Source organism: Dysgonomonas sp. HGC4 (assembly GCF_001261715.1).
Classification (GTDB): Bacteria; Bacteroidota; Bacteroidia; order Bacteroidales; family Dysgonomonadaceae; genus Dysgonomonas_A.
On sequence record NZ_CVRU01000062.1, the window covers coordinates 1 to 13326 of the forward strand.

A 13326-nucleotide genomic window follows, 5' to 3' on the forward strand; every position below is an offset into this window, starting at 1 on the left:
ACAGTAAGCGGCTGATATTTCCAAATATCAGCCGCTTACTGTTTATGAGGTTTTTTATGATTCTTCCATATTAGCAACTTTGGGTTTTAAGAATAACAATTGAACGCAAAGCACTATAAACACAAGAATACTCAACATGGCGAAGTCAGTTCCAAGAGTTCCCGAATCGGTTGATTTACCTAGGAGATTGGTGATAAATGCTCCTGCAAATACACCCGTCATATTCATGATACCATAAACAGTACCTCGATATTTGGACGATACAAACTGACAAAGTATAGGCATATTATTAGCATCAAACATTCCATATCCGAAGCCGAAGCATAAAGCTCCTCCGATAATCATAGGTAAATTATGACCGAATCCTAAGAAAAGCAAAGAAGGTATAGTCAATCCCAATCCTATTGCACCCGTATAGATACGTCCTTTTATGTTTTTTTGTACCCATTTGTCGGATAATATTCCTCCAAGAATAACCCCAATGAAAGAAGATACAGCTATGGTAATAGTAGACATGGGACCGGCATGTGCCATATCAATTGACAGATTCGAAGAGAATAGGGTAGGGAGCCAGTTTTTAGTTGCCCAACCTGGTAAGCTAGGTGTTGCAAAATATAATAAAATAACCCAGAACCAGACATTTGCAGCTAGCATAGTCAGCCCCTTGAATATGGGTATTTTTTCTGTTGGCTTCTCTGTTTTTACGGGTTGTTCTACGGTTTTCTTATCTCTAAGGAAAAGAATTAGTATAATGCTATATATAACACCAACGATACCAAACCAATGAAAGGTTGCTTCCCATGAGTATGCTTTTGCTACAGTTGCACCAAAACCGCCAATTGCCTGACCTGTATATAAGCCTGTCATATGTATGCCAACTGCTAGAGATCGGGTTTTATTGGAATGAAAATCGGCTATTAACGATAGTCCCGCAGGAATATAAAGAGCCTCACTCAACCCCATTAATGCTCTAAGGGCATACAGTTGATCGAAGCTGGTAGCATATCCCATCAAGAGTGTAACCAGAGACCAGACGAAAAGGCTACTTACTATTAGCCATTTGCGGCTAATCTTGTCGGCTATTATTCCTGCAACAGGGCTCATTAGTCCGTAAGTCCATAAGAATATCGCCATCAGACGACCGAAGTTTGCAGCCGATTCTAATTCCGTAATATCTATCATCATGGCATCTCGCATGGTCGATAGCATCTGCCTATCCATATAGTTTAGCAGTGCAACAACCCATAGCAATGCCACGACAACCCATGGGTAGATTGTTCTATTTTCTAATTTCATAGTTTTAAATAGTGTTTAATCGACTCTAATCTATCGATTTAAGGTTTATAGTCTCATTTTTCAGTCCTTCTGAAATAGCTTTTAATTGAATATTGCCCGTTTGCCCTTTTATGGAACGAATAATAACAAGGCATTTACCATTAAAAGCTTTTATATTTTTATTCTGAAAAGGTTCATGACTGGTAGGGTCTCCATTATCAGTGGCAACTATTTCTCCATTTCCAGATAATTCAAATTGTACCAGATTGTTAGCTCGAGGTACAAAAATACCATCTTTATCTTTGATTTCTACAGTTACATATATCAAGTCCTGCCCATCGGCTTTCATTGTGTTTCTATCAGCTTCCACTTTTAATTGATAAGCATCTCCACTGGTTTTTATTTTATCGGATGCCCATACTTTATTGTCTTTGTATGCAATAACTTCAATAACACCTGGTTCGTAAACCACATCATCCCATCGCAAACGATATTCGTATTCTCCTTTTTTCTTTTTACCTAATGACTTTCCATTCAGAAATAATTCTGCTGAATCGCCCGAAGTATATACATGAACGGGTGTTACTTGACCTATTCTTTCAGACCAATTCCAATGTGGAAGAATATGAGCCATAGGAAGATCGGGGCGCCAGCGTGCCTGATAGATATAAAAACGGTCTTTCTTGAAGCCAGCTAAATCTACAATTCCAAAATAAGAACTACGAGAAGGTACTTCTATTTTGCCCATTTCTTTTAGAGCTTGTTCGGCTTTAGCACGTTCAATAGGGTCATGATAATTTGTTAGAACGGTCAAGTCTCTGGTGAATGGGGTAGGTTCTCCCAGATAGTCAAATCCAGTCCATACAAACTCTCCGGCATTGGCTTTAGCCTGATCTTGTCCCTTAAACTCAGTATCGGGAGGTGATGCCCAATCGGGAGCATATAGATCGTAAGAACTCATTTGGAATCCTATTTTACCTCCGCTTTTATCATCGTCTACGGGGAATAGATATTCGCCACGAGTGCTTATACATGATGCTGTTTCGCTTCCATAGAATGGAATGTTTGGACGATCTGCACTAAATTTAGAATATAGATGAGGCTTATAATTAAAGCCGAATATATCTGTTGTATTTTCAAAACCGTTGAAGGCTGCATTCGGATTGTCGCATCCTATTGTTGCCGGACGGCTTGGGTCTTCTTCGTGAACAATAGAAGTAAGGAGATTAGAAATGCGAATACCATCGGCAGAGCCTTGTTCGCCTACTTCATTTCCTGTACTCCACATGATTATACTCGGGTGATTTCTGTCACGTTGCATAAATGCTCTTAGGTCTTGTTCATGCCAATCGTTAAATAAGATAGCATAGCCGTTTTTCTTTTTAGGAACTACCCATGTATCTATAAATTCGTCTATAACAAGAAATCCCATTTTGTCGCATAGATCGAGCATTTCGGGTGCAGGTGGATTGTGTGACGTACGGATGGCGTTTACACCCATTTCTTGAAGAATTTCTAACTGACGCTCCATAGCTCGGTAGTTGAAAGCTGCACCTAATGCTCCTAAATCGTGGTGCATACATACACCTTGCAGTCTAACGCGTCTACCATTCAAATGAAAACCATCGTTTGCTTTAAACTCAATGGTTCTTACTCCAAAAACAGTATTGTATGTATCTATTGCTTTTCCGTTTTTTTGTAGTGTGATTGATGCTACATACAGATGAGGATTATCTATATCCCATAAAATAGGTTGTTTTAAAGTCAGCGATTTTTCAAGTTGACTCTCTTTACCCGATAGTTGTAGAGGGGTATTATCAATAACAAGAGGCTTGCCCGTTGGATTACCTTGTTTGTCTACATTATATATTTCGGTTTTTACATTTATCTGATTTTTTGCCGAGTTAACATTATCTATGTTCATCTTCAGATTCAAAGTGGCTTTCTCTTTACTGATATCTGTAGCTGTAATAAATGTACCCCATTGAGCAATGCTTACGGGATTGGTCTTAGTTAGCCAAATATTGCGATAGATACCTCCTCCGGGATACCATCGGGAAGATTCATCGGGATTGTCGAGACGTATTGCAATCACATTTTTTTCTCCTGCTTTAATATAGGGAGTCAAATCTATACGGTAAGATGCATAGCCATAAGGCCAGCCTCCAACAAAATGTCCATTACACCAAATTGTAGAAAAAGACATGGCTCCGTCTACATCCAGATAAAATTGTTTTCCTGCATCAGATGCATTTATGTCTAAATTTTTGCGATACCACGATACTCCGAACCACGGTAATTTGGCTGTTTCTCCGGGGTATTCCTGTACAAACGGACCTTCGATTCCCCAATCGTGAGGAAGATTTAATTGTCTCCAACTACTGTCATCATAATCGTATTGGGCGTACTTTCCACCATCAAGGTTTGCTGTTGGTTTTTGTGGCTTATTTGATTTTACAAGGAATTTATTTCCCGAAGGAAGAACCCATTGTTTTATTTTTTCATAGTCGAGCGTGTGATTTATCTCAGTAGAGTCGAGTTTCTTAAATCGCCAACCTTCATTAAGTAATACTCTATCTCTGGACGAAAGATTCTGTCCAAGAAATAAAAGACAAATAATTAATAGATAGTAATGTTTCATATGGTATGTTTAAGTAAATGACAATTTTAAGTAATCTGCTTTAGAGTTCTATTTCTGTTACGACTTACAAAGTAGCTGTAATCTTAGTTAATAGTAATACAATTTACTTCTGCTGTACGGATTCCCGGTTTCAATTCACCACAGACAATATAGATTTTGTTTTTCCAGATAGCAACGCCTGCTCCTGCACGAGCCAATTGTGGAAACTCGCCGAGTGTTTCCCAATTATTGGTTTTGAGATCGAGTGATATCAATTCTGTTTCGAATTTATACCAGCTAATCTCTTGGCTCATGTATTCTTTTCCTACTAGTTTAAGAGAATCAGCCAATGAAGTATCTCCACTTTCTTGTGCTTCTTTAGTTTTCTTGATCCGTTTTAATGCCGATGAAAAAAGGTCGTAATTAACTCCTCCCATAAATAGAATCTGATCTGCTTTATAGGGAACTCCGGCTGCACCAACAAGTGTTTTTATGGCGTTATTTCCTGCATTAATTTCAGAAATAGGATCCCATTGTTTTTTCTCAGGGTTATATCTTATTACGTCCGTAAAAACTTTAGCCTCTGCTTCATTATAACCTCCTGCAACAAATAGCTGACCATTTTGCGCAACTACAACGGGTTGTTGACGCTCATAGTCTGTTGGTATTGTAATTTGTGTCCATCCATTTTCTAATTTCTCTAAATCAAGAGTAAAGATGAATCCTTTTGTTTTGCTACTGCTTACCCCTCCCGTAACATATATTGTTGAGCCGATAAGGGATGCACCTCCGTTGAAAAGACCTGTTGGTAATTGAGGTAGTTCTGTAAAGATAATAGAATCTACGTCATACTTAATAAGGGTTACGTTAGTTAACGAACCGTCTTTGTTTTGTCCACCAATACAAACCAGTCCTTTGGGTGTGGAGACAGAAGCTCCGTATGCAGCTTCGTAGGGAAGTGCTTCGCATTTTATCCATGATGTATTCGTTGAATTATCGGATATGTCGAGCACAAAAACGTCATTGTAAAATGCTTTTACACCTCCTTGTGATGCAGGTGTTTCGGGGAAATTACACCCTCCGACAACAATTAATTTGTCTTCGTAGATTCCGGTAAAGGGAGCTGACACTCCTCCTTGAATAGGTAGATCGGGTAGTGGTTTACAATTTGCAATTGTTCTCATATCGTTTTCGGTTTTAAAAGTTGAAGCAGGCAGATTGGCTTTATTCACTAGATTTGCACGTGTAAAAGGTTGCCATCCATAGCGTACATATTGTGGTGATTTGATATCTTTAGACCACACTTTAATCGTATTATTTTCAACTATAGCTTTGGCTGGAAAATAAAGTCCTTCTATTTCGGCTATTTCAAATGTTTGGAGTTCTTTTTCATCTGAAGAATGCATTCCATCTGAGTAATCAAAAGAAATATATGCGGCTCCATTTTTGAACGTTACCGATCTGTAAATAGGTCCCGATGGAATTATATTTTTTCGATTGTAAGTATTATATAGAGCTTGAAAAGCAAGTCTTCCACTTATTGGTTTTTTATTTCTTGGATGCACATCTAGCGAATCACCTTTGTCGCTCGATACAACCATATGTATATTAGGTATTTTATCCATCAATCTACGTTGCGAATCTCTGAACCAAGTCCATGAAGGTCGGTTGAGGCTCGATAACTGAACGTAATAAACGGGTAGTTGAGTATTATGCCAATTCTTACGCCAACTCTCTGTTAAGAGCGGAAATAATTTCTCATGTGTTTCTATATTGTGAGCATTAGATTCCCCCTGATACCAAATGACACCCTTAATAGAATATTGTTCCAATGGAATAATACCTGCTTCAAAGAGATAACATGGTGCGTATGGGTGACGCTGTAATTTATTTTCGGCTTGTTTTATATTCAAAGACGCTCGTTCTCTTACCCAATCTTGTATGAAATCGTTTTTTGTCCAATCACTTAGTATATCGGGGAACTCATATTCCAGAGTGTGCCTGTCTATCCACGATTCTGTTGGAGAGCCACCTACGGAGTTATGTATTAATCCGATTGGTACTTTTAAACTGTCTGCCAACGCCTTTCCGAAATAATAGGCTATGGCAGAAAAATTGCCAACATTGTCGCTTGTGCAAATATTCCAATGAGTAGTTTTGTAATATTCTAAGTTGTTGATTGAGTCGAGAACATTTTTGTCCCATTCAACAGCATTAGTGTTCCAGCGGGGTTTCATGTCAAACAATCGAATTAAATTATTGTCTGCATTTTTAATGCTCTCGTTTCCCGAAATATCTTCGTTAAGCATGAATGCCATATTAGATTGTCCTGAACAGAGCCATACTTCGCCTACCATTACATTCGTATATTGTAAAGAGCGTTTTTTAGTTGATATTTTTAAATTGTAAGGACCACCTGCTACCATAGGGTCAAGCGTTATCGACCACATGCCGTCTGTTTGAGGTGTAGTTTTCCTATCTTGTCTGTCTATTTGTACCCTTACTTCTTCTCCTGCATCTGCAATTCCTTTTATTTTGAGAGGAATGTTGCGCTGAAGAACCATATTATCCGAATATATTACTGGCATCTGTAGACCTCCATAATCACCCGTAAGTGCAGAATAGACTGTTTGAGCTAAGATGCCTGCACCTTCGATATTAGGATGAAGTGCATCGGGTAATAAATGGGGGAGGTTATATAATTTTGCTTGTAAATCGATAAGTCCTACATTCGAATAGCTTGCTATCCGTTCTATTGTATTTTGTATTTCTTGGTACCAATCTCGTGTGCCCGATCGGAAACGGGGATGACTGTCTCCAATGGGGGATAGACCGCATATCCATATTTTATTATGTGGATTTACCTTTCTAAAAGAGTCAATCAGATTTATATAATCTCTAAAAAAGTCATCTTTGTAATTTGGCCAGTTACGCGGATCTGTATCATTGAGTCCCAAATGAATGATAACTATATCAGCAGCATAATCTAGTGCATCCTGATAAACTTGTTGTTTTATGTAAGGTTTATGTCCTTTGCTGAGAAGTGTAGCTCCACTATATCCAAAATTTCGGACTTCGTATTTACCGCCCAACATCTGTTGTAACTGATATGGATAAGCATTCTTTTCCCTTTCGGGCAATAGGGCGCCGTATGTCACACTATTACCAATGCAACTTATTTTTATTTTAGTCTGTGCATATTGTGACAGGCTAAAAAGGACGAAAAGGAATAGAACTAAAGTTTTTTTCATCGCTTTGCTTATTCGTTTACATAAGGCAGTATTATTTTATGCCACAATATATAACCTGCTCCCAATAGGTGTAAACCATCGTTGGTATAGGCTGGGTTCATTTTATCCGTATTATTTTCTTTAAAAAGTGAATACAGATCTATATATATAATATTGTGTGTAGTTGCTATGTCACACAATCTGGTATTTACTTCTTTTATTACTTCTGGTTTCATATGACCTTGAAACATCCCAAAATCAGGATTCACAGGTAATATACTTTGTATATAAATTCGCGTTGATGGCGATTCTTCTTTTATTTTGTCTATAATCCGTTCAAAATTCATTGTGATAGAATCTGCTGTCGTACCTCTTGCAATATCATTAATGCCTATCATTAAAAATATTTTGGCAGGCTTGTTTTTTGTTATCATTTCAAGTCGATCATAGACTCCAGCGGCAATGTCTCCACTGATGCCTCTGTTCTTAACTTTATCATTATTGAACAGTTCTGCCCACTCAGCACCGTTTGTAATACTATTTCCCAGAAAAATAATATCGTGCGGCGATATGGATAGTTCTTCAAACAGTGAAGTTCTTTGTTCATAAAACGTAGAATACTTACGCTGTTGGGCAAAACCATTCAAAGAGAGAAAAATACATATAAAAATAATCGTGTTTTTCATAAATAAAAGACCTTATATCTTTTTGTCTGGCGAATAGATTAATCCATCTACAGACTTATTTCCGTCTGGTGTTACAAAAACGCAGGTAAACATCCACTTTACAAGTCGTACCTCGTGAGTAGAGAACTTACCAACAGGTAATTTTAGTAAAACTTTGTTCCAACCTTTATTTAGAGTAATTGATATGGGTTCTCTAACTTCGAAATTTTCGTTTGTTAAAGGTGTTTCATTTGACTTTTCTGTGTGATTCGATAGCCATTTAGGGGGATGAATTTTATTGTTATTAATCCAGATTTTACTTTCTCTATAATCCCACTTGCCTTGTGGAGGAGGCAGATCTTTTTCTGAACAGCTGTAATTCTGGAAATTTATCCATAATCCGACATGCTGCTTCTTATCTGAGTACACATATGTATACGCATATGCAGTATGATCGGGTTGAGGATCTTTATAAAATGTTGGAACAAAAGTTCCCCAAACATGACGTAAGTAAATAGCTGCTCCCGTAGCCTCTCTGGTGTTATATGTTTCCCCCTGATACTGATATGTGTTGTTCAATTCTACTTCTTCGGGAGGAAATACTTTAGCTAATTCTCCTTCATTCGGAAAAGCATCGGTTATGCGCCACTTTACATTTGTTTGTTTAACATAAGCAAAAGGATACCCTTTAAAGTTATTTGCCTTATGCCAGAGCAGTCTGTTTTCGAAATCTTGAAACGATCTAAATTCGGGAGAATCTTCTTTGGGCAACATAGTCCCATTCTTATCAAAGTACTCATACCCTCCACCCAGCCAAGCACGTTCAGCTAAAGCTAGTATTGAGGGATAGAAGCCATTCTGAATAAGTAAATCATATTCAGATGTTACATATCTATCGTGCCACATACCTATTATGCTGCCGGCGTGATCCCTATCACCATACTCTTTATTCAAAATCTTACTGTTATATAAGGATATTATATCAGCAAAAGCATCGAAATGATTTATGTAATGAAACTTTGAATCAATGGCAGGGATGCCTTCTTGAGCTTTCCCTCTATAGCTCCAAAGCTGTGTCATATCTATCTCTCCCGGTCTGTAATTCCACCCGGGATTCCACGAAATAACTTTCTTTTCCTTGTTACGGATATAGGCGATCATTTCGGGTACAAAATCGGGATTAGTAAACTCTATTTCATCAGTCCCAATGTGAATATAGGGGACATCGAAAGTCTCGCAGACCTCATCCATCAATAGTTTGAGAATAGTCATTCCTTCTTTGCTCTGCATATCGTGACGAAATGCTTTTCGAAATGCCAGACTATGACCGGGCATATCTATTTCAGGAATAAGTAATACATTGTGTTGTTTACAAAATTCAACTAACTCGCGAGCTTCTTCTAATGTATAATATCGACCGGGCATACGTTGATAATTGATACTGTCATTAAGCATTGGAAATATCTTGCTTTCGAGCCTCCATCCCAAATCTTCGGTCAAATGCCAATGAAATACATTTATCTTGTACTGAGAGAGAATAGCGATTTCCCTTTTCAGTTCTTCCATCGAAATGTAGGTACGTCCTACATCCTGCATAAATCCTCTTATCCTGAAAGCAGGATAATCGATAATCTCACATCCTTCGAACGTCGGTTTAACTTTGCCTTCGACTTGTAGTTGGCGTAGTGTTTGTATTGCCCAGTATACGCCTTTTTGAGAAATAGATTCAACCTTTATTTTATTCTTGGTTACAGTTAAAGTATATGCTTCGTCTTTGTTGTAAAGGGCTGTTGGAATATCATCAACCAATATTACTTCTATCTTTTTCTCGCTCTGTTTTACAATCTGACCTCCCGTTGAGGAGATAAAGTCTGTCCACTCTTTTTCTAATACAGGAGTGGACAGATACACTTTATCCATCTGAAAGTAATTATTGTTCTTTTTAATATTCTGAGGTTTAGGCAATAATTGGCCTATTCCGCCATAGGCATAGGCGGAACAGAATAATAAAAATAAGAACAGAAACGGGAACTGTATATGTTTCATAGTGAGTGATTATAGTTAACTGAGGCTATAAACTCATTTCTTGATTATATCCGAAAGTTTTATTGCTTGAAAAGTCATGTGAGCCACACTGCTTTCATAGAATATGCCTACTGTTTCTTTGTCAATCATCGAAAGGCATGAGTATCCCCAACTGTAATCCTCATCAAGTAAGATCTGCTGCTCGGGTAACCATGTGTTTCCACCATCTAAACTTGCTTTGATAGTTATATCTTTTCGCTCCTTTGTTGTATTTGGGTTTGAGAATAATAGTATATCTTTCTTTAATACATTGTCTTTAGCTGCTACTTTTATGATACTAGCCATGCAAACAGGCTCTTGCAATGCTGAGCGAGACGATGGGTGTTCCGTCCATGTTTTTCCCATGTCTTTGGTTGTCGCTACTGCACGGCTTCCTCCTCTGTTGTCTCTCATATTTAGCATTAGCACGCCCGGTTCTATTTCTACTACTTGTGCTTCGGTAGTGTTCGTTCGTGCATAATTATGTGTTTGCCATGTTTTACCATGGTCTTTACTGTATATGATTCCGGCATTGGGTATTCTTTCGGAGTCTATAAATTGACTTGCAAATACGATTGTTCCATCTTGCATGGTGATACCGTTTCCAGGGCCTTGAAGAAGAAAATACCATGAAGGGTCTTTCAGTTGAGGTGTAACATTGATTGGTTTTGACCATGTTTTGCCATCATCGTCACTTTTTACCATTACTAATTGAGCAGTTTGGTCTATACCCATTCCTTGTTGCGAGTTAAACCATGCTCTGCCATTGCCCATACCGTGAGTCCAAGCTGCAACGACCCAAATAGTACCAGTTGTTTTATCAACCAGAATTGCAGGATCGCCTACACCATTCTGAGCCTTAGGTAGTCCGCCGTATTCGTCAAAGTCCATGATGATGCGCATTGGCTCCCATGTTTGACCTTTGTCAACACTACGGCTCAATCCTACATGAACATATTCTTGAAGGTCTGCACTATTATTATAGCGTACATCGTATACTCCAAGCATAGTTCCTTTATTGGAAGTTGCTAAACCCGGTATGCGATAAGCAGCAGCTTTGTCGTCTCCTGCATGGCGAACGCCTATCCCTAATTTACGGCTAACCGATCTTTCTTTATCGAAAGCTATAATAGCTGATTTATTATCCAGAATAACGTCTGTTATATTTGCCTGTACGTTAGAAAGTAAAGAGGCATTGGGTTTCATCTCTATGCTTACCCAGAAATAATTAATACCCGGAAATAATGGCTGATCGGCTGTAAGTGTAATCTCATTTTTGAGAGTACTTAATTCTGTCTTCTTTACAGAGTAGGAACTGTTTGCTGCAAAAGTATTTCCCGGCACATCTTTAGAAATATATTGTACAGGGGCATAGAATGTTTTGCCTTCACGTTGCACACATTCAGTGCCGCTGTAGTATAACTTGATTGATTTTATTTCATTCAGATTTACCTCCTTGTCAAGATTTACTTTGACGTTGTTTAGAACTTTGCTGTTTGCAGCATCCAATCGGATGTAAAATAGTACATTGTCTTGCCTGTCGGTTAGAATAGGAATTTGAGGTGCTTTTATTTTAACTGTATCACTTGCTGAATTTATTGTAAGTGATAATAAGAGAAAAAAGCTAAGGAATAAATTTTTCATGGTTTTGTTTTTAGTAACGAGGAATATTCTATAAATATAACACTTTCCTTTACTGGTAGCAGCCTTGTTATTGATAAGTAACTGAAAATATCTAATGTCGTATCTCAGAATCAGAACTATCATTTGTTGGTATGCTTACCCAAACGATAAAGAAGCCTGAGAGATTAACCATAAAAGACTGCCCTGCACAAGGCAGTCTTTTATGAAAGGTTTTATTTATTCATATCCAGGTGTTTGAGTCAATGCCGGATTTTTAGTTATTGTACTTTTGTCGATAGGCCAAAGCAAGCGAAGAGGGTTTAGAGGGTCGGCCAATGTATGTTTAAATACATATTCGTTTCCGAAGCGTCTTAGATCGTACCATCTTTTTCCTTCGAGGATAAATTCAAAGAATCTCTCTTCCAATATAGCGTCATTGATATTCTTATCTATTGCTTGATTAGGATATGCTATTGAGCTGTCATAATTGTCTCCGTATGCACGTTTTCTAACATCGTTTATTTCGTTCGCAGGATTTTCTCCTAATATTGCTTTCGCTTCTGCAAGCATCAAAAGTAAATCTGCATAGCGATAGATCGGATAATCGTCGGCGGCAACGCGTACACTTCCATTCATTGTACCCGGATATTTTTTAGGATACGTACCTACTAATGTCAGTTTACCATCTACAAAGTCATATACTCCTTTTATGATTGCTCTCTTACGTGAGTCTTTATCATTGAAGCGCGTATAGTTGGTTGTTTTAATTTGTAGACGCATCAAACCGAAGTTGTTTTCTACTGCTGTATTTATTTTTGTTCCCGTTTCATCGTAATAATTACGTAGGTACAAATCTCCCGGAAGTAGGTTATATGCATAGCTTCCTCCTAAAAGATTAGCTTCGTTTAACTGATTGTGAATTGCAAAAATAATTTCGTTGTTGCCTTTCTTACTGTAATCGAATACGTCGGTGTACTTAGGTTGTAAAGCTAATTCGGGAACATTCTTCTGAATATCAAGCAATGCTTCTTTTACTTTTGCAGCATCTGCAGTTCCTCCGTTAAGCTGGCGACTGCTCCATAAATATACTTCTGCTTTCAGCATAAGTGCTGCTGGTTTAGACCACAACGATTTAAGTTCCTTTATAGAGTAATCGTTCCCAAAAGAGTTTATAGAGGCATCTATATCTTTTTTGATATATTCCATAATCTCATTTGCAGGAGTGGCTGCTTTGTCGAGCTTTCCGATTTCGAAACTCTCACTTGGTTCTTCTGTATAAACAGCAGCCCCCCATGTGCGGTATAGTTGAAAGAAATAATAAGCGCGCATAGCGTAAGCTTGTCCCAAATAGTAAGCCTTAGCATTATCCGTTAGAACATTGGTTGCATTTGCTTTTTTGATGAAAAGATTAACCTGATTGATATTTGTATAGAAACCACCGTAATTAGATATCCCCGGATTATCTATATTAAGTGTATTGAAGGGGAATCTTTCCATACCTTGCGAAGCTTCACCTCCAAAGGCTTGGTCTCCAAAAATATCGCTTCGTCCATCACCCATTAAAAAGAAATTCCAAGCATGAGTTCTAAATCTGCTGTGCATACCATACATAAATGCATCGAAGTGTTCTTCGGTCTTCCAATAGTTTTTGTCCGTAATCTCGCTGGTCGGCTCAATATCTAAATCTGTACATCCACTTAGCAGGAAGAGCGATGTCAGAATATATAAAAATATATTTTTCATTGTTTTCTGATTTATTAGTTATTAAGTAAATAGAAGTATTTAATGATATATTTTCGGTTGATAACAATCGATAATTATTATACTTACCAAAGTTGTAAATAGGTTT

At 37.8% G+C, this 13326-nt stretch carries 7 protein-coding genes; all 7 read right to left on the reverse strand.

Features of this window, described 5'->3' with window-relative positions:
- Positions 1–54: 54 nt before the first annotated feature.
- A complete protein-coding gene (locus HGC4_RS06200; RefSeq protein ID WP_050709257.1) occupies positions 55–1296 on the reverse strand; it encodes an MFS transporter in 1242 nt (413 codons plus the stop codon).
- 25 nt (positions 1297–1321) lie between these two features.
- Positions 1322–3916, reverse strand: a complete 2595-nt coding sequence (galB, locus tag HGC4_RS06205; RefSeq protein ID WP_050709258.1) for a beta-galactosidase GalB — start codon at positions 3914–3916, stop codon at positions 1322–1324.
- A gap of 83 nt (positions 3917–3999) precedes the next feature.
- The gene (locus tag HGC4_RS06210; RefSeq protein ID WP_082204091.1) at positions 4000–7146 is read right to left on the reverse strand and encodes a cyclically-permuted mutarotase family protein; all 3147 of its coding nucleotides are present in this window, start codon (positions 7144–7146) and stop codon (positions 4000–4002) included.
- An 8-nt stretch (positions 7147–7154) separates the two neighbouring features.
- Positions 7155–7811 (reverse strand): GDSL-type esterase/lipase family protein, encoded by a 657-nt coding sequence (locus HGC4_RS06215; RefSeq protein ID WP_050709259.1) that lies wholly within the window; start codon positions 7809–7811, stop codon positions 7155–7157.
- A gap of 12 nt (positions 7812–7823) precedes the next feature.
- On the reverse strand, positions 7824–9836 hold the full coding sequence (locus tag HGC4_RS06220; protein WP_050709260.1) for a family 20 glycosylhydrolase: 2013 nt from the start codon (positions 9834–9836) through the stop codon (positions 7824–7826).
- A 33-nt stretch (positions 9837–9869) separates the two neighbouring features.
- Positions 9870–11498: a sialidase family protein gene (locus HGC4_RS06225; protein WP_050709261.1), complete on the reverse strand. Its 1629-nt coding sequence runs from the start codon at positions 11496–11498 to the stop codon at positions 9870–9872.
- 216 nt (positions 11499–11714) lie between these two features.
- A complete protein-coding gene (gene nanU / locus HGC4_RS06230; RefSeq protein ID WP_050709262.1) occupies positions 11715–13220 on the reverse strand; it encodes a SusD family outer membrane lipoprotein NanU in 1506 nt (501 codons plus the stop codon).
- Positions 13221–13326: the final 106 nt, after the last annotated feature.

Coding starts and splice junctions, on each gene's coding strand:
- HGC4_RS06200 (WP_050709257.1), bottom strand. CDS start 1,296: ATGAAATTAGAAAATAGAACAATCTACCCATGGGTTGTCGTGGCATTG.
- galB (WP_050709258.1), bottom strand. CDS start 3,916: ATGAAACATTACTATCTATTAATTATTTGTCTTTTATTTCTTGGACAG.
- HGC4_RS06210 (WP_082204091.1), bottom strand. CDS start 7,146: ATGAAAAAAACTTTAGTTCTATTCCTTTTCGTCCTTTTTAGCCTGTCA.
- HGC4_RS06215 (WP_050709259.1), bottom strand. CDS start 7,811: ATGAAAAACACGATTATTTTTATATGTATTTTTCTCTCTTTGAATGGT.
- HGC4_RS06220 (WP_050709260.1), bottom strand. CDS start 9,836: ATGAAACATATACAGTTCCCGTTTCTGTTCTTATTTTTATTATTCTGT.
- HGC4_RS06225 (WP_050709261.1), bottom strand. CDS start 11,498: ATGAAAAATTTATTCCTTAGCTTTTTTCTCTTATTATCACTTACAATA.
- nanU (WP_050709262.1), bottom strand. CDS start 13,220: ATGAAAAATATATTTTTATATATTCTGACATCGCTCTTCCTGCTAAGT.